The following is a 26,831-nucleotide window of genomic DNA, read 5'->3' on the forward strand; positions in this document are numbered from 1 at the left end:
AAACGGCCAGTCATCACCACAGGGGCGGCAACAACCAACCAAATAACCAATTCAATATAAATAAATTGGTATCAATAAAACTTGGCACACTATTGAGTTCTCAAACAACAACCACACCCAGCCAACACACCCGAAACAAACTCTCTTGTCCGCGATGATCAGTGCCGAGGCAACTTTTCAAGCTTACCCGCATGAATTCCAGTAAGTCAAATCCGTAATTTCGACTAAATTCAAATTTTAATTTGAACACAAACAATTGAGCCTGTTTTGCAGGCCAACGTTTTGGTCTTGTCCGGATCCGAACTGTTCGTTCAGCGGAGTACTAACAATAGCACCTACTTGCCGTGAATACCAAACGGCAAGTAGGTGCTCCGAGGACGCCTGAAGTTCTAGGCTTCCAGAGGGGTCAGATACAGGGCGCCAAGGGGTGGCACCCTGAGTTGGACGGAGTGTTTCTGACCGTCCCAGGGTTTTTCTTCAGCCACCAGCGCCCCCACGTTGCGAACATCGGAGCCGCCAAAAACTGCAAGATCGGTATTGAGAACTTCTTGCCACGGGCCTGCCGCCGGCAGGCCAACGCGGTGGCCCTCATAGGCAACACCGGAGAAGTTGACAATGCACACCAGCGGATTGCCGGCCTTGTCGCGGCGCACGAAGGAAACAACATTGTTTTCGCTGTCCCCACCATTGAGCCAGGTGAATCCTTCGGGGACATTGTCCAGCTCATACAGGGCGGGAGTGCTGGCATAGCTTTGGTTCAGCTCTTTAACCAGAAGTTGAATTCCGTTGTGCGCAGGGTTTTCTGCCAGCCACCAATCAAGTCCGTGCTGTTCGCTCCATTCGGATTCCTGCCCGAACTCTGTGCCCATGAAGATCAGTTGCTTGCCGGGGTGAGCCCATTGGAACGCCAAATAGGCACGCAGATTGGCCAGCTGCTGCCACCTGTCTCCTGGCATCTTGCGCAACAAGGAACCCTTGCCGTGCACTACCTCGTCATGGCTGATGGGCAGCAAGAAGTTCTCCGTGAACGCGTACACCAGCGAGAAGGTGATTTGGTTGTGGTGCCACCCGCGGTTGATGGGGTCTTCGGCCATGTAGTTAAGGGAGTCGTGCATCCACCCCATGTTCCACTTGATGCCGAACCCCAGCCCGCCACCGCTAGTGGGTGCCGTCACGCCGGGGAATGCTGTGGACTCTTCGGCAATGGTGACCACGCCCGGATTGCGACGGTAGGCGGTTGCATTCATTTCCTGCAGGAAGCTGATGGCTTCCAGGTTCTCGCGGCCACCGTGCCGGTTGGGGCTCCAAGCGCCGTCGTCGCGAGAATAGTCCAGGTACAGCATTGACGCGACCGCATCCACGCGAAGCCCATCAATGTGGAACTCTTCCAACCAATAGAGTGCATTGGCCACGAGGAAGTTGCGGACCTCATTGCGGCCAAAGTCGAAGATCAGTGTTCCCCAGTCGGGGTGTTCGCCAAGGCGCGGGTCGGAGTGCTCGTACTGTGCACCGCCGTTGAACTTGGCCAACGCCCATTCGTCCTTGGGGAAGTGCGCTGGCACCCAGTCCATGATGACGCCAATGCCAGCCTGGTGCAGGGAATCAACGAGGAAGCGGAAATCATCGGGATGGCCAAAGCGTGAGGTCGGCGCATAGTAGGAGGTCACTTGGTAGCCCCATGAACCACCAAACGGGTGCTCCGCCACGGGCATGAGCTCCACATGGGTGAAGCCAAGCTCCTGGACATACTCCACGAGTTCCGCAGCAAGCTCGCGGTAGTTCAGGCCAGGGCGCCATGAGCCCAGATGAACCTCGTAGGCGCTCATGGGGGAATTGTGCGGATCCTTGAGCGCACGCTGCGCCATCCAGTCGCCATCCTTGAATGAATACGCGGATTCCACCACCCGGGAGGCTGTCAACGGAGGAACCTCGGTGCCGTAGGCCATGGGATCGGCCTTTTGCAGCCATTCACCATGTTCAGTGAGAATCTCAAATTTGTAGCAATCCCCCGGCGCCACATCAGGAATGAACAATTCCCAGATGCCGCTGGTGCCCAGGCTACGCATGGCGTGGGCCCGTCCGTCCCAGCCGTTGAATTCGCCAATGACCCGTACTGCTTGGACAGCCGGCACCCACACGGCGAAGCTGACGCCGGACACTTCGCCCAGGCTCGAGTGGTAGCGCTGCACATGTGCGCCCAACACCGTCCACAACGTTTCGTGGCGGCCCTCGGCAATCAGGTGCAGGTCCAATTCTCCCACTGTGGGCAGGTACCGGTACGGATCGTCGGTGCGGTGTGCGCCGTGCGCATAGCTCACCTCAAGGCGGTAGTCCGGCACATGCCCGGCCTCTTCCGCCGGAATAACCGCCACCCAGATGCCACCGTGTTCGTGCGTCATGGGGTGCTCGCCGGTCCCGGTAACCACCTGCACCGACTGTGCCAAGTGCCGCAGCGTACGGACTGTCACCAATCCGTCGTCGCCCAAGTGTGCACCCAGCACAGAGTGGGGGGCGTAGTACGTTCCCCCGGCAATTCGTGCCAAGACGTCCGAGTCGACCGCCAGAGGGGCCATTTTGTTCAGTCCCATGTCCACACCACTTTCCCTTGATTCAAACAAATCTCGCACGGCCTTTACTGGTACCCATACCCAATCGGGCCGGTTTTGTAATTCATAAACAACCTCGTACAGCGCCTTATCCAGCCACAATGCCACGAAAAGAGCCGATTCAGTTGCAATTCCTTGCCCGGAACCGCCTTCATACCCTTGGATAAACGCTTGGGCGCTCTGTTGGGCCCAGTGCGCACCCGCTGCCGGGCTCACGCTACCTGTTGCCGCGGCCTGGGCACCCGCGTAGTCAAAGGACCGCAGCATTCCTGCCACGTCTCGCAAGGTCACATCCGGGAGGCCCCGCTCCGCCAGCGGCCTCAGCGGCTCACCCTCAAAGTCCAGAATGTACCAGCCCAGGGCGGCCTTTGATCCTTGATGCAGCAGCTGCCCTAGGTGCAGGTCACCGTGAATGCGCTGCGCCGGCGGTAGCTGCTTTATTTGATTCAGCTGTACTAAAATGCTCCGGACCTGCGCATCATAGGGCCCGACGGCGGAGCGCACCTGGCTCCACGCATCGTCCAGCCGGGCGCCCAGGGCGTGGGTGAACGCGGAAATCTCGGCCGCGTCCCGATGGTGCTCACCGAGGCTCTGGCGCAGTCCACCGTGAACACGGGCCAGGGCATCACCTATGGCGTGGGCGTTGGCGGAAAAATCGGCGCCGCTGCTTGCAGCGTCAAGGGCAACGGCCCACCCGTCCTGCGCCTTGGGGACAAAATCATGAATCACAAAAAGCGCCGCACCGCCGGTCCCGTAACTCACCGCCGCCTGCAGGGCTGGAACACTGAATTCTTGGCCGTCATTGGCCAGGCCGGCAAAGGCCTCCCCGATTTCCACTTCGGGATGCTTGCCCGGATGGAGAACCCGGAAGAATTTTGCAATGAGTTGGCGCTCCCCCAGCTGGAAAACGACGGAACTGTTGGACTGCTCGCTGGTCACCAGCCGGACATTGCTGACCTCTGGCGCAACAATGCCAGCCAGGTCCGGGCTGCGCCACTGGTGCAGGCCGGAGGTGCCCCGGGTTGGGGCATCCGCACCGCGCCCCAGCCGCGCAAGCCAAGCCCGCATGAAAGCCGGGTCCGCAAGCCCGTCATAGACCCGCCCGGCGGGCCATTGATGGCCAGACCCTGCGCCGGCACACGCAGTACCCAACAGTGCCGACTCCGGCGGCTGCGCAACTCCGGAACCCATGACCTGGGAAACGTCAGAGCCATGAGTTAGTACGGATGTGCCATTTCGATGGAAACTCAAGGGTACGTGCAGTGTGAGGCCGGCGCCGGACGGGGCACTCTGGTTGCTGGGGCCGGTGTCGCGGACGGGGAAAGCCACCTTGACCAGGACCACGTGCAGCGAAACGGAGGGGTCCGCAGAAGGGAGTTCAAAGGAATCCGCTATGCCCAGCCGGGCGCCGTGCCCGGAGGCGCCCTTGCGCGGATACCAGCGCTGGGACGGCAGCCACGCGGCAAGCAGCTCAATGAGGTTGGTGGACATCAGTACCCGTACACCGATCCGTCGATGATGGGCAAGGCCTGCGTATGGGTGGAATGGACGTTGGAGGCCTGTGAACGGATGCGCAGCCAAAAGAAGTCGTAGGCGCCCAGGGTCACGGTGAGGTGGCCGTCGTCGTCAATGCCCGGAAAAATTGACCCGCCAAACACTTCGCGCAGGCCGCGCCCCGCCAGCTCGGGAAGGTTCAAGGTGGTGGCGGCGGGATGTTGGGACAAGTTGAAGACGCACAGGATGGATTCGGCTTTCTCCCCCTCGGCATTGCCCACGGGCAGCACCCGCAGGAATGCCAGAACAGCCTCGTGTGAGGTGGGCACATTCTCATACCCGCCCAAACCGAAGGCCGGATGGGCCTTGCGCACGGCCAGAATTTTCTTGTTCCAGTGCAACAGCGAACTCGAGTGCGCCATCTGCGCCTCAACGTTGACGTGGTTGTAGTGATACACCAAGGACTGCACCACGGGCAGGAACAGCTTCCCCGGATCAACGTTGGAAAAGCCGGCGTTGCGGTCTGGGTTCCACTGCATGGGTGTGCGGGAGGCGTCTCTGTCGTCGAGCCAGATGTTGTCCCCCATGCCGATCTCGTCCCCGTAATACAGGAAGGGGCTGCCGGGCAGGGCCAGCAGCAGCGCGTTGATCAGCTCAATCTCGGCGCGGGAGTTATCCAGCAAGGGTGCCAGCCGGCGTCGTATCCCAATATTGGCCCGCATCCGCGAATCCGGGGCATACCAGCCCAGCATGGCCTCGCGCTCCGAAGGAGTCACCATCTCCAACGTGAGCTCGTCATGGTTGCGCAGGAACGTCCCCCACTGGGCGCCGGCCGGGATGGCGGGGGTGTTCTCCATGGTTTCAATAATGGGCGCGGCCTTTTGATCACGCAGCGCATAGTAGAGGCGGGGCATGATGGGGAAATGGAACGCCATGTGGCATTCGGGCTTCTCCGCCGTGCCAAAGTAGTCCACCACCTCGTGGGGCATCTGGTTGGCCTCGGCAATGATGACACGGCCGGGGAACTGCGCGTCCACCATGGCGCGCAAATCCTGCAGGAACTGGTGTGTGGCCGGCAGGTTCTCACAATTGGTGCCATCTTCGGCATAAAGATAAGGAATGGCGTCGGCGCGGAAGCCGTCAATCCCCTGCTCGAGCCAAAACTTCACCACATCGAAGATGGCGTCCCGCACGGCGGGGTTCTCATAGTTCAGATCCGGTTGGTGGCCGAAGAACCTGTGCCAAAAGAACTGGCGCCGCACGGGATCAAAGGTCCAGTTGGACTCCTCGGTGTCAACAAAAATGATCCGGGCATCCTCATACAGCTCAGTGGTGTCACTCCACATGTAGTAGTCGCCAAAGGGGCCGCTGGGGTCCTCCCGTGACGCCTTGAACCAGGGGTGCTGATCGGAGGTGTGGTTCAGTGGCAGGTCGATGATGATGCGCATGCCTCGCTCATGGGCCTGGGTCACCAGGGACTTGAAGTCCGAGATGGTGCCGTAGCTTTCCATGATGGAGGTGAAATCGCGGACGTCGTAGCCGCCGTCGAGCAGGGGGGAATCAAAGAACGGCGGCAGCCACAGGCAGTCGATTCCCAGCCACTGCAGGTAGTCGAGCCGGGAGATCAGCCCGGAGAAGTCCCCCGAGCCGTCACCGTTGGCGTCGGCGAAACTCTGCACCAGCACCTCATAAAAAACAGCCTTACGGTACCAATGCCTGTCATGGGCCAGCCCGGGCGCGTTCACGTTGAACTGCTGGGCACTATTGGTATGCGTGAAGGCCATGACTCACCGCCTGATGTGCAGGATGTGGGCGGGTTCCAGGTGGGCGTCCAGGCGGAAATAGTTCTTCTTTCCCCAGTTCCAGGTGGCTCCCGTGATGAGCTCATCCACAATGAAGGTCCCGTCCGGGGCAAGCCCGTCCAGTTCCAAGGCGTCAAGGTTCAGGCTCACCTCGCCCTGGCGCATGCTGTGCGGATCAACGTTGATCACCACAATGATGGTGTCCTTGCGGGCGGGAGCCCCATCAGTGGCGGCAATGTGCTTGTGCTTGCTGAACACCAGCGTGGCGTCATCGGAGCTCTCATGCAGGGTGAGATTCTGCAGGTCCAGCAGCGCCGGATGCGCGCGCCGGATGGTGTTGAGCATGGTGACGAACGGGGCGAGTGACTTGCCATGGGCCTGCGCCCCAGCGAAATCACGGTCCTTGTACTCGTACTTCTCGTTGTCAATGTTCTCTTCGGAACCCGGCCGGGCCACATGTTCAAACAGCTCGTAGCCGGCGTACATGCCCCACAGCGGGCTGCCCAAGGCGGCCAGAATGGCACGGATCTTGAACGCGGCGGGCCCACCGAACTGCAGGTACTCGGTGAGGATGTCAGGGGTGTTGACAAAGAAGTTGGGGCGGAAATAGCCGGCCGATTCGCGACTGACGTGAACCAGGTACTCCTCCAGCTCCGCCTTGGTGTTGCGCCAGGTGAAGTAGCTGTAGGACTGCTGGAACCCGGCCCTGCCCAGGGCCGCCATCATGGCAGGGCGGGTGAACGCCTCGGCCAGGAAGACAATGTCGGGACGCTCGGCGTTGATCTTGCCAATGAGCCATTCCCAGAACCACACGGGCTTGGTGTGGGGGTTGTCCACGCGGAAAATGCGCACGCCGTGGTCAATCCACAGCCGCACAATGCGCAGGATCTCGTGGGAAAGCCCGGCAGGATCGTTGTCAAAGTTCAGGGGGTAGATGTCCTGATACTTCTTCGGCGGGTTTTCAGCGTACGCAATGGTGCCATCCACGCGGGTGGTGAACCATTCCGGGTGCTCGGTAGCCCAGGGGTGGTCCGGCGCACACTGCAGGGCCAGGTCCAACGCAATTTCCAGGTCCAACTCGTTGGCTGCTGCCACGAAGGCGTCAAAATCGGCGAAGGTGCCCAAATCCGGGTGAATGGCGTCATGCCCGCCAGCAGCCGAACCAATGGCCCACGGCGAACCCGGATCCCCGGGGCCTGCCGTCAACGTATTGTTGGGGCCTTTACGGTTGACATGGCCGATCGGGTGGATGGGTGGCAGGTACAGTACGTCAAAGCCCATGGCGGCAACTGCCGGCAGCCTGTGCGTGGCGGTCTGGAAGTTTCCGCTGGTCCACTCGCCGGTCTCCGGGTGGCGCTTGGCACCCTCGGACCGGGGGAAGAATTCGTACCACGCGCCGCGGCCGGCAGCATCGCGCTCCACCTTCAGGGGGAATGCTTCGGAGCTGGTCACCAGATCCCGCAAGGGGAAATGTTCGACGGCGGCCCGCACGGCCGGGCCTGTCCCGGCGGCCAGGCGGTCATTGACGTTCAGGGACGGATCGGCCAAGGTGAGCGCAGCGTGCTTGAACGCCTTCACCTCTTCGGCACCGGGCGCATCCTGGGCAGCCTTGCCCAGCAGCTGGGCGCCCTCGGCCAGCATCACGTCCACATCGACGTCGGCGTTGATTTTTACCTGGGCGTTGTGCGCCCAGGTGGCGTACAGGTCTGTCCAGCCCTCAACAAGGAACGTCCAGTCACCCTCAAAGCCCGGGGTGACTATACCTTCCCAGGCGTCGCTGCCCTTGGCGCCCGGCGTGAGTTTGCTGCGCTGGGCAACCGTACCGTCCGGGGCAATGAGCACAGCCGTGGCACCCAGAACGTCATGGCCCTCACGGAAAACCACTGCGCTGATGCGCACATCGGCACCGCGGATGCCCTTGGCGGAGAATTTTCCGCCTTCGAGCACCGGCTGGACGTTGGTGATGGGGATTCGCCCAAAACGCAGCCCCTCGGCAGGGTTACCGGCAGGGTTGAGTGATGCGGGCACCGCCGTGGCAGCACCCATTTTTGCGGCGGCGGCTGGCATTTTTCGCGAAGGCTTGGAAGTACTCACAAACTAGACGTTAGCGACTCCCCTGCCAGATTGCGAAGGCCATCCGTATTTGGGCGGCTTGGACCGTCACGAGCGGGTCAAAGTTCGTCTTGAACCGGGCGGCGGGCGTAATGAAGTAGGTAATAAACCGCCTACGCAATATTGGTGTCACGTTCTTGGGCTATGGTGACCGGCATGAAGGCAATTCGCAGATTCACAGTTCGCACCACAGTCCCTGCGCAGATTTCCGCGCTCACGTCCTTGGCAACCAATCTGCGCTGGTCGTGGCACCTGCCCACGCGCAATTTGTTTGAATCGCTCAACCCCGAACTTTGGGAAAAGTCACGCTTCGACCCCCTGTCGATGCTCTCGGCATTGTCCCGTGAGCAGTTGCAGGCGCTGGCTCATGATCCTGATGTGGTGGGCCGGGTGGCCGGTGCGCAGGCCAGCCTTGACTGCTACCTCAACGAGCCCCGCTGGTACCAGGGGCTGGGCGCTGAGGCCCCCCAAAGCATCGCCTACTTCTCCCCCGAATTTGGTATTGCCGACGTCCTCCCCCAGTACTCAGGCGGCCTGGGCATCCTGGCTGGTGACCACCTGAAATCGGCCTCCGACCTCGGGGTGCCGTTGATCGGCGTCGGACTTCTCTACCAGGCCGGCTATTTCAAGCAGTCGCTGTCCAAGGATGCCTGGCAGCAGGAGACGTACCCGCTGCTGGACCCGGACGCCCTGCCCCTGACCCTGTTGCGCGAGGACGACGGCGCACCGGTCCTCATCTCGCTCCCACTGCCTGAGAACCGGGTGCTACGCGCTCATATTTGGCGTGCGGACGTGGGCCGGGTGCCCCTGCTGTTGCTGGATTCCAACGTTGCCGAAAACGACGACGCCGCCCGCGGGGTCACCGACAGGCTGTACGGCGGCGGCGGTGACCACCGCCTGACCCAGGAGCTACTCCTGGGCATGGGCGGGGTCAAGGCCCTGCGCGTGTATGCACGCCTGACGGGCACCGCGGCACCGGAAGTGTTCCACACCAACGAGGGCCATGCCGGCTTCCTGGGCATTGAGCGCATCCGCGAACTCATGGATCCGGCGCTCACCGACCACCCGCTGACATGGAGCGAGGCCCTGGCGGCAGGCCGCGCGTCGACAGTTTTCACCACGCACACGCCGGTTCCCGCCGGAATCGACAGGTTCCCGCGCAGCATGATTGAGCACTTCTTCGCCGGCCAGCTGGCCCCCGGCGTGCCCGTCCACCAGATCCTGGCGCTGGGTGCGGAGAATTACGACGGCGGTGACCCCGAGGTGTTCAATATGGCCGTCATGGGCCTGCGCCTGGCCCAACGCGCCAACGGTGTTGCCAAACTGCACGGCGTTGTCTCCCGCGGCATGTTCTCCGGGCTGTGGCCGGGCTTTGATCATGAGGACATTCCCATCACCTCCGTCACCAACGGGGTGCATGTGCCCACCTGGGTGGATCCGGCGCTGGCCGAGCTGGCCCGGGACCGCTTTGGCGCCGAAGTACTGGACGGCCCCGACTGGTCCAGGGTGTACGACGTCAGCGATGAGGAGGTGTGGGCCATGCGCCGCCGCCTCCGGGCTGCCCTTGTCAGCGATGCCAGGCGCAGATTGCGGGCTTCGTGGAAGAAGCGAGGTGCCGCAGACGCCCAGCTGGCCTGGACGGACAGCGCCCTGGACCCGGACGTGCTGACCATTGGCTTTGCCCGCCGCGTCCCCACCTACAAGCGCCTGACCTTGATGTTGCGTGATCCCGCCCGCTTGAAGGCCCTGTTGCTGCACCCTGAGCACCCCATCCAGATCATCATTGCCGGCAAGTCTCACCCCGCGGACGACGCCGGCAAGAAAATGATCCAGGACCTGGTCCAGTTCACGGATGACCCGGAGGTCCGCCACCGGATCGTGTTCCTGCCCAACTACGACATCGCCATGGCCAGGACCCTTTTCCCCGGCTGCGACGTGTGGCTGAACAACCCACTCCGGCCGCTGGAGGCTTGCGGCACCTCGGGCATGAAGGCCGCCATCAACGGCTCGTTGAACCTGTCCGTCATGGATGGCTGGTGGGATGAACTGTACGACGGCGAAAACGGCTGGGCGATCCCCACGGCCAATACCGGCACCAGTGATGAGGAACGCGACGACATTGAAGCCGCCGCCCTGTACGAATTGTTGGAAACCCAAGTGGCTCCTCGCTTTTACGGCGAAGTGGTGACCATGGATGCTGGCGCCGCAGGCCCCTCGCAGCCGCACAATGGTGCCCTGCCAGCCCATTGGATTTCCATGATCAAGCACACTCTGGCGCACCTTGGCCCGGCAGTGTCCGCAAACCGCATGGTGGCCGAGTATGTGCAGCGTTTGTACCAGCCGGCAGCCGTGGCAGGCCGCTTGGCTCGGGCCAATGACTACGCCGCAACGAAGGAACTGGCCGCCTGGATCGACACTGTCCGGCCGGCCTGGAGTGGCGTCCACATTGAGCATGTGGAATCACACGGCCTGCACGACGAACCGCAAATTGGTGAATCATTGCAGGTCCGCGCCCACATCACACTGGGGCAGCTGCGCCCCGAGGACGTCAAAGTCAGCGTGGTCTATGGGACGGCCGGTGATTCCGACGAGCTCACTGCAACGCGCAGCCTACCCTTGAACTCGGTGCAGGAGAACGGCCCCGGCCGCTATCAATTCACCACCGAGCTCGTCATTGACCGCTCAGGGAACTTTGGCTACGGCGTCCAAGTCCTGCCCCAGCACGCAGCGTTGGCCAATCCGGCCGAGCTGGGGCTCATCACCACCGCTTAAATCAGATCGGCCCGGCGCCAGCCTCCGCTAGCGCGGGGTGAGGTCGTTGCGGAACAGCTGAACGGTGTTGGCGTTCGCGCGCACGACGTCACCAGCCTGGACGAGCGGGATGGAACGGGGCAGCCTGAAGGTGGGTTCGCCGTCGTCGGTCAGGGTGGGAGCCTCGGTGGTCATCCGCAACATGTACGGCCGGGGCCCTGATGCTTGCCCACTATCCTGCTCCGCGACGCGGCCGACCTTTGCGTCAGCATCCTCAGCCTCGCTAAAGCGTGGGTTGGCCGGCAGGATGACGTCTTCATTGGTGACTCCGGTGTTGAAGACCACCAGGCCGTCAACAGTGCCGTCGGGGGAACCCATCAGCATGGTCAGGACGCGTTCGTGCGGGTCCTTCCACCGCCCTGCCGTCATGGGTTGCCCGTCGGCGCCAAACCAGTGAATGAACGACTGGCCGCCGCGGGTGGGGTAGGTGCTGGGCTGCAACGCCAGAAAATCCTTGCGGATCTGCGCCAGGCGGATGGTGGCGGCCAGCATGGTCTTGGCCTCATGGTCCATGGTCCAGTCAACCCAGGCGATCTCATTGTCCTGGCAGTAGACGTTGTTGTTGCCGCCTTGGCTGCGCCCCAACTCGTCTCCGGCGGTAATCATGGGCACGCCCAGGGCCAGCAGCATGGTGGCCATGAGATTGCGCGCTGTTCTGGCCCGCTGCGCCAGGGTGGTGGGGTTGTTGGTGATGCCCTCAACGCCGTGGTTCCAGCTGCGGTTGTTGCTGGTGCCGTCCCTGTTGTCTTCCTGGTTGTCTTCATTGTGTTTGTGGTTGTACGCAGTCAAGTCAGCCAGGGTGAAACCATCGTGGGCCGTGATCAGGTTGATCGAGGCCAGCTGCCCGCGCCCCGAGCCGGCAAACATTTTGGCGGATCCGCCCAAGGCGTCACCGAACGTGGCAAGACCGTTGTGGTGGTAGCCCGCCAACATGGCAGCCCTGTCCGTCAGCCACACTTCGCGGACCTGGTCACGGAAGGAATCGTTCCAATCAGCCCAGCCCGTGGGGAAATTACCTGTCTGCCAGCCGCCGTAGCCAACATCCCAGGGCTCGGAGATGAGCTTGGTGGATGACAGCACGCCGTCGGTGGACGCCGCGAGCAGGAAGGGATGCTGGTTGGTGAACTCGTGCACGCCATTGCGCGCCAAGGATACGGCCAGGTCGAAGCGGAACCCATCAATATGGAATTCCTCCACCCAGTAGCGCAGCGAATCCATGGCCATCTTGATCACGTGGGGATTGCCAAAATTCAGCGTGTTGCCGCAACCCGTGGTGTCGTAGTAGCTGCCGTCACGCATACGGTAGTACTGCTCTTCGGCTAAGCCGCGCCAACTGTAGTTGGGTCCGCCCTGGCCACCCTCGGCCGTGTGGTTGTACACAACGTCCAGGATGACCTCAATGCCGGCCATGTGCAGCAGCTTAATCATGCCCTTAAGCTCAGCCTGAACGGCTGCCGGGCCGGATTCGCGGGCGGCGGCGGTGGCGTATTCCACATGCGGAGCAAAGAATCCCAGGGTGTTGTAGCCCCAATAATTGCTCATGCCGGTTCCATGCAGGTGCGGCTCGTCGATGTGGAAATGGACAGGCAACAGCTCCACGGCTGTCACGCCAAGGCTGAGCAGGTGCTTGATCATGGCCGGATGCGCCATGCCGGCGTAGGTGCCACGGAATTCTTCGGGCACATCCGGGTGCAGCATGGTCTGGCCGCGCACATGTGCTTCGTAAAAAACTGTTTCCCGCCACGGCGTGTGCGGACGTGCGACTGTGCCCCAGTCAAATTCGGAGTCCATGCGGACCGACATGTATTTGGTGTCGCCGGCCGCGTTGACTTCCTCGTGGATGTAGCGCCCGTAGGGGTCCAACAACAGTTGCACGGCGTCCGGGTCGATGCGGAGCATTTCCTCTTTGGTTGCCGCGAGGTCAATGTAGAAACCGTAGCGGCTGCCCACCGGCATGTCAGGCACCAAGGCGTGGTGCACGCCGTCGGTCTTGTCCGGCAGTAGCACAGCCTTCCATGCCTCACCGGGCGGCTGATAGCAGAGCACCACGTTGCTGTTGGCAGGGGAATAAACCGCCACGTTGGCCACCGAGTCCGGGGCACCCTTGACGGCGCTCACTCCCAGCTGGGTATGGCGCGACAGGGCTGCGCCCAGAGTCCCGATGGCCTCGATGACGGTTTCGGGCATGGTTAGGCCCGGGCCGCTCGTTGTCTTGAGACTTCGTAGAGGCTGATGCCCACGGCCATTGAGGCGTTCAATGATTCCATGGCCGAATCGATCGGGATGGAGACAATCTGGTCGCAGTTTTCGCGAACCAGGCGGGACAGGCCCTTGCCTTCAGAACCAACCACAATGCACACAGGCTCCTGCGCCAAGGTGAGGTCGGGCAGCGAAACGTCGCCGTCGCCGTCGAGCCCCAGCACAAAGTAGCCCATCTTCTGGAACGCCCCGATGGCGCGGTTCAGGTTCGGGGCCTTGGCCACGGGTACGCGAACGGCTGCACCGGCACTGGTCTTCCACGCCGCGGCCGTGACACCGGCGCTGCGGCGTTCGGGGACGATCACTGCGTGGCCGGAGAAGGCCGAGACGCTGCGGATGATGGCACCGAGGTTGCGGGTGTCGGTGATGCCGTCCAGGGCAACGATGAGCGGGGCGTTGGCAATGTGGCCCTTTTTCCACTTGGCCATGATCTCGCTGGCCGTGTCAACGGCGTCCTCGTACTCGTAGGGCGGGATCTGCAGAACCAGGCCCTGATGGATGGCGTCCTCGGTGAGCCGGTCCAGCTCGGGCTTCTGTGCTTCCAACAGCGGGATGCCCCGCTCAGCGGCCAGCTTGATGGATTCGCGCACGCGCTCGTCCATGTCAACGCGGACAGCAACGTAGAGAACCTTCGCGGGGATTCCTGCGCGCAGTGCCTCAACCACCGAGTTGCGGCCCGTGACGAGCTCTTCCATGGCCTTGCCCTTGGGGCCGCTGTTGCGGCGCGGCGATGCTGACTTTCCGGCGTGCTTGGCCGCCGAACGCTCGGCCAGCTCCTGGTTCTTGTAAGCCTTGTGATAGGTGCGCTCTGCCGCCTTGGGAGTGGGCCCCTTGCCTTCGAGTGCCTTGCGGCCGAGTCCGCCGGTGCCCTTGACGGGGCCCTTCTTGAGCTTGCGGACGGCGCCGGAGCGGGAAGTGTTGGCCATGGTAAAACCCTTACGATTGGTGCGGCGCCCGTGATGCCAAGGCCCCAAAGTCGTCAAACATACCTGTACGCGCGCACATTTTAGGCACACGAGATAACGGGAAAGTGAAACCCGTAGCTATTAGTTTACGGCCTGCACGCGAATTTGGTGAAAGTCAGCCCAAAAAGTGCCCATTCTCACGTGCCCATCTGCGCCCACATTGCGAGAGCGTCCGGTGAAAACCAGCCAATGCTGCGAGAGGGTCCTTCGAAAAGTGACCACTGCTGCGAGAGGGTGTGGTGGGCCCGCAGCTGGGGATTAGCGCTTCAGGGACCAGGTGGACCCGTTGGCGGAGTCCGCAATCTCAATGCCGGCTGCGGCCAGAACGTCCCTGATCTTGTCCGATTCGGCCCAGTTCTTCTCGGCCCGGGCCTGCGCACGTGCCTCCAGCTGGGCCTTGACGAGCACGTCCAGGGCCGCGGTTTCCGCCCCCGCGTCGCCGCCGCGCAGCCACCGCGCATCGAAAGGGTTGATGCCCAACGCCGAGGTCATGCCCGTGGCGGACTGCAGCGCAAGGAGGGCCCCGGCGTCGTCCATGGCAGCCAAGGCAGTATTGCCGGCGCGCACAGTCTCATGCAGCACGGCCAGGGCTGCGGGGATGTTCAGGTCATCGTCCATGGCGGCGCCAAAGGCGTCCGGAAGGGTGCCCGCCAGTTCGGCAGCAGTATCCGGGACCAGCCGTCCCCGTGCGGCCTGCATGAACGTTTCAATGCGGTCGACGGCGGCCGCGGCCTCCGTGAGCGAGCCGGGCCGGTAGTCCAGCACCGAACGGTAGTGTGCCTGCCCTAGGTAGTAGCGAACCACCAGCGGGCGGGCGATTTCCAGCATTTCCCTCGGGTTGACGGTGTTGCCGATGGACTTTGACATTTTTTCACCCTCAAAGGTGACCATGCCGTTGTGCATCCAGAAGTTGGCGAAGCCGTGGCCGGCCGCCTGCGACTGGGCCATCTCGTTTTCGTGGTGCGGGAAGCGCAGGTCCAGGCCGCCACCGTGGATGTCGAACTCGGTGCCCAGGTACTTGGTCACCATGGCGGAGCATTCCAGGTGCCAGCCGGGGCGGCCGGCACCCCAGGGCGATGCCCAACTGGCAGTTTCGGGCTCGCCGGGCTTGGAACCCTTCCACAGCGCGAAGTCGCGGGCGTCCTTCTTGCCGCGCGGATCGGCGTCGGGCGCTGCCTGCATGTCGTCAATGTTCTGCCGGGTCAGTGCCCCGTACTTCTGCCAGGACCGAACATCAAAGTAGACGTCGCCGGAGTCATCCAGCGCAGGGTAGGCGTGTCCGCGCTCGATCAGCAGGGCAATGAGTGCGTGCATCTCCGGGATGTGGCCTGTGGCGCGGGGTTCGTACGTGGGTTTGAGGATGCCCAGGGCGTCATAGGCGTCCTCGAAGGCCTGCTCAAATCTGTAGGCCAGGGCCCACCACTGCTCGTTGTTTTCAGCAGCCTTGAGAAGGATCTTGTCATCAATGTCAGTCACGTTGCGCACCACTGTGACCTCCAAGCCCTTGGCCTGCAGCCAGCGGGTCAGCTGGTCAAAGGCCAGTGCTGAACGGACATGGCCAATGTGCGGTTCGCCCTGCACGGTGGCGCCGCAATAGTAGACCGAGGCCCGCCCCTCGGTGAGGGGCACAAAGTCGCGGACGGAAGCAGTGGCGGAATCATAAAAGCGCAAGGTCACGGCTCTAGGTTACCTTTCTGGCGCCGGTGCGGGGGCGATGTTGATGACAAGGGCCGTGGCGATGGCTGTGATGCCTTCGCCGCGACCGGGGAAACCCAGCTTGTCCGAGGTGGTGGCACTGACTGAGACGGGCGCTCCGGCGGCCGCGCTCAACACCGCCTCGGCCTCCTGCCGGCGTGGGGAGAAGATGGGCCTGTTGCCCACAAACTGCACGGCAACATTGCCGATCTCGAAGCCGGCCGCCCGCACAATCCGGGCGGCTTCGGCCAAAAGTGTCACACCGCTGGCACCCTTGTATTCGGGCCGGTCGGTGCCAAAGTGGGTGCCCAGATCGCCCACTCCGGCGGCGGAGAACAGGGCGTCGGCGGCTGCGTGAGCCACGGCGTCGCCGTCGGAATGGCCGCTGAGCCCACGCTCACCGTCCCAGAAAAGGCCTGCGAGCCACAGCGGGGCGGGGCTGTCCTCGGCGGCAAAGGCGTGGATGTCCACGCCGATGCCTGTTCGTGGCAACATCATGCGCCCTATCCCTCAATCCAGCGGGGGCGCAGTGGCCCTTCCAACATGGCCTCGGCAAGGAGCAAATCGGTGGGTGAGGTGATCTTCAGGCTGTGTGTGGAGCCCTGCACCACAAACACCTGCTCGCCCATGGCCTCCACCAGCATGGCGTCGTCGGTGATCTGGGCGGCGGAGTGCTCATCCAGGGTCAAGGCGTGGGCGTAGGCCTTGCGCAACGTCTCCAACTCAAATCCTTGCGGCGTTTGCACGGCCCGCAGCTGGCTCCGCGCGGGGGTTCCCACCACCTGCTCCACACCGGCACCCGTGGCTGGCAGGGTTGCCGGAACAACCGTCTTGATGGTGTCGACCACGGCCAGGGCCGGGATGACAGCCTTGGCGCCGTCCCGCAATGCGGCGGCAACGCGGTTGAAGACGCCCGACGGCGCCAGGGGCCGAGCGGCGTCGTGAATCATCACAGTGGTGACGCCCGCGGCGATGTGCGCCAATGCCGCGTAGACCGACTCGGAGCGCTCCGCGCCGCCGTCGACCACGTTAAAGAGCACACCGTCGGATTCGGCCTCGATGCGCAGCCGCTGGCAAATGTCCTGCAATTGCGCATCCTGCGCCGGGATGGCCACACAAATTTGGGCCGCCACCTTCGCCTTGAGCACTCCCCTGACGGCATGCACCAGCATGGCCTCAGCTCCCAGGGGGACCCGTGCCTTGGGGACTCCGTAACCCAACCGCTGCCCGGAACCCGCTGCAACTATCACGACGGCACACGAGCCGTCTTTCACCTCAGTCATAGCCTCTACAGTAGCGAACGACGGCGCCCAAACCACCCCAGGAGCGCAAAAAACCCCTGCACCAGCTGGTGCAGGGGTTTAGTCACAAGCTAAGAAAACTTATGAAGCCAGAACTTCGTCAAGGACTTCGGCGGCCTTGTCTTCGTCAGTCTTTTCCGCCAGGGCAAGCTCGGAAATCAGGATCTGACGTGCCTTGGCGAGCATACGCTTCTCGCCAGCGGACAGGCCGCGGTCATGGTCACGACGCCACAGGTCACGCACAACTTCTGCAACCTTGATGACGTCACCTGAGGCAAGCTTTTCCAGGTTGGCCTTGTAACGGCGGGACCAGTTGGTGGGCTCCTCCGTAAACTCGGCACGGAGCACTTCGAAAACGTGCTCCAACCCTTCCTTGCCTACAACATCACGAACTCCAACAAGGTCTACGTTCTCCGCGGGGACCTCAATGGTCAGATCCCCCTGGGCAACCTTGAGCTTGAGATACATCTTCTCTTCACCGCGGATGGTGCGCATCTTGATCTCTTCGATCTTTGCCGCACCATGGTGTGGGTAAACTACTGTCTCGCCGACCTCAAAAAGCATGTGGATTCTCCCTTTCCAATAGTCCTAGTTTACCACGGTTAACCAGCCACTCCCTTGAGTTTCCGCAGGTCAGGGACCACCAGCGCTACGCTGACCGCGCAATTGTTCCAACAACTGGAGAATTGCCGGGGCCTTGACTAAGTAGTCACAAAGTGCAGTGGACTGTTGCGCCCACGGGTGCCAAAGTCCACAATCAGCGCCGGAAGCGCACTTTGTGCCCATTTGCGGATAAGCTGGTGCGAGATATTTTGTCTTTTCCATGAGGAGTTATTGACGTGAGAATCGCTGCCGGCATCCGCGGTACCAAACGATTGCAACGCTTGAGCCTGATTGCTGCCATCGGCGTGGGCGCCATGGCCTTCACCGGTTGCACAGCCATCAACCCGCAAAGCACAACAACTGTATACTCCGCATCCGATGGAGTACGCCTGAACATGGGCCAGCTGGAACTGCGCAACGTTCTGGTTGTCTCCGATGCTGCTGGCAGCGCGGGACGTCTCATCGGCACGTTCTACAACCAGTCCGACGCCGACATCACCTTGACGATCAGCGGCGCCCAGGGCTCCCAGACAGAGATCACCGTCGTCCCCGGCACCCCCCTGGTATTGGGCACGCCCGGCGACAAGGCCATTCTCAGCACCATGGCCGAGCCCCCGGGCGCCATGGAAACGCTTGAACTTCGCCAGTCCGGCGGATCCACGGAAACCGCCACCCTTCAGGTTCCCGTTCTGGACGGCACCCTGGCCGAGTACAGGAGCCTGCTGCCGACGCCGGCCAGCACCGTATCGCCGGCAGATGTTCCCGGCGCAACGCCGACCGCAACGGAAGCTGCCACACACTAGCGTTTCTTGCTCCCGCAGCCCTAGGGCGAAGCGGCAGGGCACAAAAAGCGGGGCCGGCCACCATGACGATGGCCGGCCCCGCTTTTTTGTGCCCTCCAGCCGGAATCCTGCGGCTTAGCTTTTGTGCCGAGGTAGCCGGTTGGCGTCGAGACCTGCACCCGGCGGATGCGGGTCTCGACGCCTAGCTGCTACCTCGGCGTGAGGGTGAAGTTAGTGGTTTGCCGTCCTGCGACGGTTCATCACGAACACTGTCCCACCTGCCAGGAGCAGCAACACTGCGAGTCCGCCCAACACGGTGGCGTTGGCACCGGTGTTCGCCAAATCATCGGCCGCCGGGGTGGTGGTTGCAGTGCTTGCGGGGCTGGTTCCCGGCGTGGTGGTGGGCGTGGTGACCGCGGCCGTAATAGTCAGCCCGGTACGGAGCTGGCGGACCTGCCCGTCAACACCCACACCATCAATCACAATGCTGTGTTGGCCCACCGCCACACCGGCCGGCAAGGACACGCTCAAGACAGCAACTCCCTGGGCATCCACCGTGGCGGTGCCCAAGTTCACGGGTGTGGAGTGCAGGGTGAAGGTGGCACTCGTGCCCGGCTTGAAGCCCTTGCCCGTGATGGTGAGCTTGCCACCGGCAGCAACGCTGTCCGCACTCAAGCCAATGCCACCGGCCGGAGCCGACGCACTCGGCGACACCGACGGGGTTGCGCTTGGCGTCACCGAGGGCGTAGCCGACGCTGACGGGGTGACTGACGGCGTTGCCGTTGCGGACGGAGTCGCAGAAGCGGTAGCACTCGGTGTTACCGACGGCGTCGCCGAGGGCGTGGCCGTCGGGGTTGCAGACGGCGTCGCCGAGGGCGTGGCCGTCGGGGTTGCAGACGGCGTCGCCGACGGCGTGGCAGACGGAGTAGCGCTGGGCGTGGCTGAAGGAGTGGCGCTCGGGGTTGCCGTGGGTGTTGTGCCCGGTTCTGCCACCGTGATGGCGAGAGTCTTGCTGCCTAGGACAGAGCCCGAAACAGCATCCTTGATGGTGACTGTGCTGGAGTAGTTGCCCTTGGCCGCGAAGCTGTGCTCGGCCGAGTACGTGCCGTTGACCACGGGAACCGTGACGGCCGCAGTACCGTCACCGTAGTTGATGACGGCGTTGGTGACTGCACCGTTGCCGATGGCGGCCAGGGCGGAGGTTCCGCTGATGGCTACCTTCTCGCCGACGTCGAGCGTGGACTTGGTAGCGGCCGCCGTCACAACCGGCGCGGTGTAGTCCGGCGCCGTGTTCTGTGTGGTGGGCACCCCTCCCAGGCTGGTGCCGCGGTCCACCAGGGTGAAGGAATCCGGGCCCTGGGCGTCGCTCTCGGTGGTGAGGGCGATGGCCAGGGTGTTCTTACCGCTCTTGTTCAGGAATCCGCTGGGGATGGTGAACGTGCTCTGCGGACCCACGTCACCAACCCAGGTTCCGGTGTTCCAGCCGTTGACGTAGATGACGGCGCGGGCAAAGGACTGGCGGCCGTTCTCGAACTTGGCGTCGTTGACCTTCAGGCCGATGGCCGTGTCGGTGCCGGCGGGAATGGCCAGGTTGAAGTTGCTGCGGTACCAGGTGACTCCGGCCTTGGCGGGCTTGAAGTTGCTGGCATCGGCCCACTGCGCATCCGGGTAGGCCGGCAGGTACCAGCCGGCACGCTCACCGTACAGTCCGCCGGTGTTGTACATGGTCCTGGCAACATCAACGGGCGCTGCCTTGTCCTTGGCGCCCTGGAGTTTCCAGGTCACGGCACCGCTGGCGGGCAGCACGGCGTCGAACAGGCCGCGGTTCTGGCGGGACAATCCGTCGTCGCTCCAGTCAAGATTCTGGCCGTTGTTGCGGACCACTGCCGAAACCAGCGTGGGCTCGCCGTTCTTGATGACACCGGCAGGAACCTGCAATGTCTGCATCTGACCGTTGGCGTCGGGGGCGCCCACAAAGGTGCCGTTGACCCAGACGAGCATGTTGCTGCCGTTGCCGCCGAGCCCTTGCAGTTGAATGCTCGTGGCATTGGACGCAGCCTTGAAATGTGCCCGGTACCAGGTGTCGCCCTCATGGAAGCCGTAGTAAGAGGTTTCAAGAACCTTGCCCTGGTTGGGGCCCGGTCCCTGACGGGTGTTGGCGGCCGTGGTGGCTGTGGCCACCAGCCACTTGGAATCATCAAACGCCAGTGCCGATTCCGGGTTTTCGCCCGAAACTTTCCAGTTGCTCAGTGCCGGCAGGACCACCGGAGCCGGCCCCGCCAGGTTGGCAAGCAGCTGGCCGTTGGTGCCGGTGGACGTTGTCAGTGCCGCACCGTTCCAGCTGGCCTTGGTGATGCCGGCCGGGACGTAGATGTTGATGGTGCGGGCTGCCTTGGTGTCGCCCACCAGGTTCACGGTGTCGCCGTCGAACTCGGCGGAACGGAGCAGGTCAACCCCTGCGACCATGACGGTCTTGTTGGTGGTGCCGCCCCTGACGATGCCATCCACGCTCCACTGCTGGCCGGTGGCCGTGCGGTCGGTGGTGACAATGCGCAGCTCGGGGGCGCCGCCGCCGGTGATCTTCACCGCGGTGCCGTTGCCATGAACGTAGTTCAGGCGCAGCGTCTTGGTCGCAGCGTCCCACACGGACTCCACGGGCGTTCCGCCCAAGGTGGTGACAGCTGGTTCGGAGGCGTACTTCAGAACCGTCTCGCCGGCGTCGTTCTTGGCACCGTTGAGCACCACCAGCGAACCGGTGGCGACGGGCATCTTGGTGAACAGCTCCGAGGTGGAGTACATCAGCTTCTGGCCGTCAAAGGCGTAATCGGCAATGACCATGTTCGCGTCGCGCCCGTGCATGCTCAGGAACGTGCCAGCCTTCTGCGGAACCCTGGCAAAGGTGATGGAGTCCGCGGGCGCTGGCGGGGTGGTGGTGCTGCCCGGGGTTGAGGTCTCAATGGCGTCGATGCCGATGAACGTGCCGTCGGCAGCGGGATCGCCCTTCACACCGGTGTTGACCACCTTGATGGTGTGGCTGACAGCGGGATCCAAGCCCTTCTTCTCAAAGGCCTTGAAGCCGGACTGGCCGTTGGCGTTCGACACGTAGGTGTTGGTTTCCCCCGCCTTGACGCCGTCAATGAAGACGTCAGCCTTGGCGTGGTTGGTGGCCTGCGGGCTGATGAGGCGGACCTCGGCAGCCTTGAAGGTGTACTCATACGAGGCGCCCGTAATGCTGCTAAACGTTTGGGTGCCCTTGTAGTCGTTCGCTGTCCAGGCTTGGCCGGTGGCGTGTGTCCACGCCGGGGTGCCGTCGCCCTTCTTGGAATAGGTGATGGCGGGGTCGACGTCGTCGAGCTTGACCACATTGGCCTGTGCCGCACCGGCGATAACGTCAAAGGCGTCGACACTGACAAACGCGCCGCCGCTGGCGGCATCCTTCTGGCCCGTCACCACAATCTTGATGGTGTGCTCGACCGAGGGATCCAAGCCGTCCTTCTGGAAGGCCACGTACTGGAAATTAGCGTTCTGTCCGCGATAGGTGTTGGTTTGGCCCACCTTCACGCCGTCAAGGTAGACATCGCCGTAGCCGTGGTTGGTGGACTGGGCCGAAATGACGCGGATCCCGGCTCCGGTGAACTTGTATTCAACGGAGTCACCGGTGGTGGAGCTGAACGTTTCGGTGCCTTTGTAGTTGCCGGCCGCCCAGCCTTCACCGTTGGACTTGCCCCACGTGCCCGTGTACTTGATAGCTGTGGTGTCCCGGTCGTCATGGGTGTAGCTGGCCTCGATGACCTGCTGGCGCGGTGAAAGCGTCAGCGGGAAGGAGTACTTCAGCTCGGCGGTGCTGTTGCTGTCCGTTTGGCGGAAGCCCAGGAAGCGGGAGCCGTTGCCCGTGACGGAGTCCGTGGCCATGTCCTCCGTGGCAATGCGCTGGTAGGACTTGATGGAGCCGGCTGCGCCCTCAACCGTGACGGGTGCGCCATCCTGCGGAACCATGTTGGAGATGGGGTCGAAGTCCTTTTGGAAGTATCCCAGTTCCTTCTGCACGGCCGCCTTGGGTGTGAGCTGGCGGTCCTCATTGATGGGCGCACCATAGTCATAGGAGGTGAAACCGGATGACGGCGAACCGGTCCAGCCCCAGTTGGTGCCGCCGTACTGCATGTAGTAGTTGAACATGTTGATGCCGTTGTTGAGGTTGTTCACCCCGTATTGGCGGGTGAAGGCGGAGTCAACAAATTCGGCGCAGCGGTCCGGGTTAAAGCTGGCGCCCCACGGGGTGAACGCGCCACCCTGGCCCTCGGCAATGAACATGGGGCTGGTCTTGGTCAAGGCCCGGAAACGGGTTTCCATGTCCGGCACCTGGCCGCGGTTGGCGGCGCAGTTGAAGCCCAGCGGGTACTGGTCAAAGGCGTAGTAGTCAAGACCCACGTTGCCCCCGGCACTTGAACTGCCAGGAACAAAGGCGCCGTTCATGCCATAGTCGTTGTGGAAGACGGGAACGGTGATGCCGTCCGCCTTGATCTTCGTGACCAAGGCCCGCATGAAGGCCGGGCGGTCACCACCTTCGTTGAGCAGCTCATTCTCTGCCTGGTAGGTGACGATGGAGCCACCGCCGTCGGTGACCTGGTGCCGCTTGGCGATCTTGTTGAACGCATCAATCCAGCTCAGCGATTCCCGCAGGGCCTCCGGGTCCGTGCTGCGCAGGGACCCGGCACCGTTCTTGGTCAGATAGGCGGGCAGCCCGCCCATGGAAATTTCCGCGTTGACGTAGGGGCCGGGGCGGGCAATAACATACAGGCCCTCTTCCTCGGCCATGGTCAGCAGGAGCTCAATGTCCTTGATGCCGGTGAAATCAAATTTTCCGGGTTCGGTGGAGTGCAAACCCCAGAAGAAGTACAGCGAGACGGCGTTGAAGCCGCTGGCGCGCATCTTCTGGAACATGTCACGCCAGTCGTCCGTGCCGGGCAGGCGCCAGTGGTGGAACTCGCCGGACCAGACGTTGAGCCGCTCGCCGTCGACCATGTACGACTTTGCATCGAAAGTGACCGTGTGGGCCTTGCCGTCGTTGCCGGGGAAGCTGACTTTGTTGCCGGACATGGCCGTGGTGGCCACAGTTTCAGCTGTGACCACCGAATTCTGGGCAAGCGCCGGGCTGGAAACGGCCATTAGTCCCATGGCGGCCGCAGCCACCATGGCAGCAGCCTTGCGCCCACGTGGTCTCGTGGCGGCCCTCAATGATGGGGAAGTCATAGATTAGGTACCTCAATTTTGATGCGACCGTCACGGCCAGCCCTAATGTTATCCATCACAGCATATGGCGAGGGTCACATCGAGGCAATCAAAACCTAACAATTCCGCTCATGTGACGCCCTTATGACAAGGGTGTGCACATAATGGACTGTTATCCGTCACGGCTCAAATTTGTAGCCCAAGCCACGCACGGTGACCAAGTACTTGGGCACGGCCGGGTCCGGCTCGATCTTGCTGCGCAGGCGCTTGACGTGCACATCAAGGGTCTTGGTATCCCCCACGTAGTCGGAGCCCCATACCCGGTCAATAAGCTGGCCCCGGGTGAGAACCTTACCGGCATTGCGCAGCAGCATTTCCAGGAGCTCAAACTCCTTCAGCGGGAACGCCACGGCTTCACCGTGGACACTCACCACATGCCGCTCCACATCCATGCGCACGGGGCCCGCATGCACCGTGGCGTTCATGAGCTCTTCCGGCTCCGCCAGGCGCCGCAGCACGGCCCGGATCCGGGCAATCAGTTCGCGCGAGGAATAGGGCTTGGTGACGTAGTCGTCGGCACCGAGTTCCAGGCCAACCACCTTGTCGATTTCTGAATCCTTGGCCGTGAGCATGATGACGGGGACGTTGGAGCGTTGGCGCAAATGCTTGCACACCTCGGTGCCGCTCATGCCGGGCAGCTGCAGATCCAGCAGCACCAGGTCCGCGCCGTTGCGCTCAAATTCCACGATGGCGTCCAGGCCATTGTCCACAACTTGGACCTCGTACCCTTCCTTGGCCAGCAGGAAGGACAAGGGGTCGCTGATGGAATCCTCGTCTTCGACAATCAAAATTCTGCTCACGCTTGTTGCGCTCCTTAGATCAGTCTGGGGTGACGGTTCGCGCTGTGGTCAGCGCCGCCGTCGGACGTTGGGTAGGAAAGTTGCGGCAGGCGCACTGTGAAGGTGGAACCCATTTTCGGTGCGGACCACACGGTCACTTCGCCGCCGTGGTTGCCCACAATGTGTTTGACGATGCTCAGGCCGAGCCCCGTGCCGCCCGTATGGCGGGACCGGGCGGCATCCACGCGGTAGAAGCGCTCAAAGATCCGGTCCTGCTCGGCCGGGGAGAGCCCATCGCCCTGATCGGAAATACTGACCGAGACCACGCCATCGCCCACCGACAGTCCGATCCCCACCTGCGTGTTTTCCGGGGAATAGCGCACGGCGTTGTCGATCAGGTTGCGCAGCGCCGTGACCAATTGGGCCTGGTCGCCGTGCACCTCGGCAACTTGGGGCGGGCCCACAGCCAGGGTGATGTTCTTGCTCTGCGCCGGGAGCCGGGTCCTGTCCACGGCCTCGGCAATCACTGCGTTCATGTCCACGTCCGTGCCCACCCGGGCCACATCCTTGCCCTGCAGCCGTGAGAGCTCAATGATGTCCTGGACCAGAGCGGCCAGGCGGGCGGATTCGGTCATCATGCGCTTGGCAAACCGGCGCACAGTGGCCTGGTCCTCCGGCGCGGACTCGAGGGCCTCGGCCAGCAGCGAGATGGCGCCCACGGGTGTCTTGAGTTCGTGCGAAACGTTGGCCACAAAGTCGTTGCGGACGGCTTCCGTGCGGGCAATTTCGGTGCGGTCATCCGCCAGCAGGAGAATGTACTCCTCGCCCAGCGGCGCCACCCGCACCTGGATCACCAGGGTTCCCTGCCCGGGTGCCGTAGATGACTGCGCAACGTTGCTGGTGTGGACCTCCACCACCTGCGTCCCGGCCGAATGCGAGCTTGTTACGGGTCCCGGGTGGGGTGCCGCATGGGGCAAGACCAGGCGCGGCAGGATCAAGTCGCGTTCCTCAATGACGCCGTCGCGGCGGACCCTGTGAGCCAACTCAATGAGTTCCTTGTGGACCACCGTGTGGCCGCGCACCAGGCCAAAGGCGTAGGCGCCCGGGCTGGCCCGGACCACGCCGTCCACAGTGTCAATCACAATGAACGCCTTGCCCACCACGGAAAGCACCTCTGCGGCGCCTTCGGGCAGCGTAGGTTCGGCAATGTCCAGCGGGTGCTTGCGCGATCTTTCGCTGATGCTGAAAGCGAGCATGCCAAACACGCCAAGGCTCAGGCCAATAAGCCCGGCAACTACTCCAACCAACAGGGGATCCACGGAACCAGCCTATGCCGTTGCGGGGTGATTTTAGCCAAAAGAGCCTCCCCGCGGCCCTCGTTCAACAAACGTTCACCTTTTAGTGCTCTCATGTTCACGTGCAAGTGGCATGCTGGAACCTATTGAGGCCCCCAGTGGGCTGCCCATGAAAGGACACACGCGTGCGTAAAGTTTTCCAGGCCGAACTTCACCAAATTGGCGAAGGACTCATTGAGATCTCCGCCTTGGTGGGCGAGGCCATCACCAAGGCCTCGACTGCCTTCGCGGCTGCTGATCTGCAGACGGCCCAGGAAGTCATTGCCGCCGACGCCCGCATTGATTTCCTGCAAAACGATCTGGATGAACGCGCCATTGACGTCCTGGCCCTGCAGGGACCCGTGGCCAGCGATCTGCGCATGATTGTTGGTTCACTGCGGATGAGCGCCTCCCTGGAACGCATGGGAGACCTGGCCCGTCACATTGCCCAGCTGACCCGCCTGCGTTTCCCCAACCAGGTCATTCCGGCATCCCTGACCGGCACCTTCGCCGAGCTGGCCCGTCTGGACATCCTCATTGCGGAGAAGGTCACCGAGCTGCTGGACACTCGCGACTTGGAGCTGGTGGGCGAGATTGGCGCCGCCAAGACCCAGATCAGCAAGCTCCACAAGGACGTCTTCTCCACCATGGGAGCACCCGAGTGGAACGAAACAGCTGCCACAACCGTGGATGTCACCCTCGCCAGCCGTTACTTTGAGCGCTTTGGCGATCACGGTGTCTCCGTGGCCCGCAAGGTTTCCTACCTGGTGACGGGTGAATGGCAGCCCGAGGACTTCCTCACCGTCTAACGTTTCGCAGAAACACCCGGCGCGGGGGCACACTGCCGCGAGGGCCCCGCTTCGAGCTTGCGAGAAGTGGGAGCGGCTGGGGACGTCCCCGCTTTTCGCACCCGTTCCAACGGTAGCGAGAAGCGGGGACGGGCGCGCCGGGCCGTTAAAGCACGGCGGCGGGCCACCTTCGTTGAGAAGGGGGCCCGCC

15 protein-coding genes are annotated in these 26,831 nt (G+C 62.7%); 3 read left to right on the forward strand and 12 right to left on the reverse strand.

Annotated elements, in window-relative coordinates; translation table 11 throughout:
- Positions 1–389: 389 nt before the first annotated feature.
- Genes glgB through ACX80Q_RS17030 form a run of 3 tightly spaced genes read right to left on the reverse strand, consistent with a single transcriptional unit; the run spans position 390 to position 7,948 of the window.
- A complete protein-coding gene (gene glgB / locus ACX80Q_RS17020) occupies positions 390–4,097 on the reverse strand; it encodes a 1,4-alpha-glucan branching protein GlgB (protein ID WP_459331721.1) in 3,708 nt (1,235 codons plus the stop codon).
- Entirely contained in the window at positions 4,097–5,884 is a 1,788-nt protein-coding gene (gene treS / locus ACX80Q_RS17025; protein ID WP_459331722.1) for a maltose alpha-D-glucosyltransferase, read from the reverse strand. Before treS ends, glgB begins: the two co-directional genes overlap by 1 nt.
- Positions 5,885–5,887: 3 nt before the next feature.
- Positions 5,888–7,948 (reverse strand): alpha-1,4-glucan--maltose-1-phosphate maltosyltransferase, encoded by a 2,061-nt coding sequence (locus ACX80Q_RS17030; RefSeq protein ID WP_459331734.1) that lies wholly within the window; start codon positions 7,946–7,948, stop codon positions 5,888–5,890.
- Between the two features lie 222 nt (positions 7,949–8,170).
- Here ACX80Q_RS17030 and glgP point away from each other — a divergent pair, with 222 nt between their 5' ends.
- Positions 8,171–10,786 (forward strand): alpha-glucan family phosphorylase, encoded by a 2,616-nt coding sequence (gene glgP / locus ACX80Q_RS17035; RefSeq protein ID WP_459331723.1) that lies wholly within the window; start codon positions 8,171–8,173, stop codon positions 10,784–10,786.
- Positions 10,787–10,813: 27 nt separating this feature from the next.
- Here glgP and glgX read toward each other — a convergent pair whose 3' ends face one another.
- The 6 genes from glgX to ACX80Q_RS17065 all read right to left on the reverse strand — a co-directional run bounded on the left by glgX (position 10,814) and on the right by ACX80Q_RS17065 (position 17,609).
- Positions 10,814–13,012 carry a glycogen debranching protein GlgX gene (gene glgX, locus ACX80Q_RS17040; protein WP_459331724.1) on the reverse strand — a complete coding sequence of 733 codons (2,199 nt, stop codon included), beginning with the start codon at positions 13,010–13,012 and terminating at the stop codon, positions 10,814–10,816.
- 2 nt (positions 13,013–13,014) lie between these two features.
- Positions 13,015–14,010, reverse strand: a complete 996-nt coding sequence (gene rlmB / locus ACX80Q_RS17045) for a 23S rRNA (guanosine(2251)-2'-O)-methyltransferase RlmB (RefSeq protein WP_459331725.1) — start codon at positions 14,008–14,010, stop codon at positions 13,015–13,017.
- Positions 14,011–14,307: 297 nt separating this feature from the next.
- On the reverse strand, positions 14,308–15,726 hold the full coding sequence (gene cysS / locus ACX80Q_RS17050; RefSeq protein WP_459331726.1) for a cysteine--tRNA ligase: 1,419 nt from the start codon (positions 15,724–15,726) through the stop codon (positions 14,308–14,310).
- 9 nt (positions 15,727–15,735) lie between these two features.
- On the reverse strand, positions 15,736–16,242 hold the full coding sequence (gene ispF, locus ACX80Q_RS17055; RefSeq protein ID WP_459331727.1) for a 2-C-methyl-D-erythritol 2,4-cyclodiphosphate synthase: 507 nt from the start codon (positions 16,240–16,242) through the stop codon (positions 15,736–15,738).
- Between the two features lie 5 nt (positions 16,243–16,247).
- Positions 16,248–17,027 (reverse strand): 2-C-methyl-D-erythritol 4-phosphate cytidylyltransferase, encoded by a 780-nt coding sequence (ispD, locus tag ACX80Q_RS17060; protein ID WP_459331728.1) that lies wholly within the window; start codon positions 17,025–17,027, stop codon positions 16,248–16,250.
- A 99-nt stretch (positions 17,028–17,126) separates the two neighbouring features.
- The gene (locus tag ACX80Q_RS17065) at positions 17,127–17,609 is read right to left on the reverse strand and encodes a CarD family transcriptional regulator (RefSeq protein ID WP_054009598.1); all 483 of its coding nucleotides are present in this window, start codon (positions 17,607–17,609) and stop codon (positions 17,127–17,129) included.
- Positions 17,610–17,884: 275 nt separating this feature from the next.
- Here ACX80Q_RS17065 and ACX80Q_RS17070 point away from each other — a divergent pair, with 275 nt between their 5' ends.
- The gene (locus ACX80Q_RS17070) at positions 17,885–18,451 is read left to right on the forward strand and encodes a hypothetical protein (RefSeq protein ID WP_459331729.1); all 567 of its coding nucleotides are present in this window, start codon (positions 17,885–17,887) and stop codon (positions 18,449–18,451) included.
- Between the two features lie 210 nt (positions 18,452–18,661).
- On the opposite strand, the gene ACX80Q_RS17075 is transcribed toward ACX80Q_RS17070, so the two are convergent.
- The 3 genes from ACX80Q_RS17075 to ACX80Q_RS17085 all read right to left on the reverse strand — a co-directional run bounded on the left by ACX80Q_RS17075 (position 18,662) and on the right by ACX80Q_RS17085 (position 25,817).
- Entirely contained in the window at positions 18,662–23,680 is a 5,019-nt protein-coding gene (locus ACX80Q_RS17075) for a beta-galactosidase (RefSeq protein WP_459331730.1), read from the reverse strand.
- A gap of 158 nt (positions 23,681–23,838) precedes the next feature.
- Positions 23,839–24,519: a response regulator gene (locus ACX80Q_RS17080; protein WP_459331731.1), complete on the reverse strand. Its 681-nt coding sequence runs from the start codon at positions 24,517–24,519 to the stop codon at positions 23,839–23,841.
- Positions 24,520–24,533: 14 nt separating this feature from the next.
- Positions 24,534–25,817: a sensor histidine kinase gene (locus tag ACX80Q_RS17085; RefSeq protein WP_459331732.1), complete on the reverse strand. Its 1,284-nt coding sequence runs from the start codon at positions 25,815–25,817 to the stop codon at positions 24,534–24,536.
- A 161-nt stretch (positions 25,818–25,978) separates the two neighbouring features.
- On the opposite strand from ACX80Q_RS17085, the gene phoU reads away from it, so the two are divergent.
- Positions 25,979–26,641 carry a phosphate signaling complex protein PhoU gene (gene phoU, locus ACX80Q_RS17090; protein ID WP_459331733.1) on the forward strand — a complete coding sequence of 221 codons (663 nt, stop codon included), beginning with the start codon at positions 25,979–25,981 and terminating at the stop codon, positions 26,639–26,641.
- Positions 26,642–26,831 lie beyond the last annotated feature (190 nt).

It is taken from the genome of Arthrobacter sp. HLT1-20 (assembly GCF_054510895.1).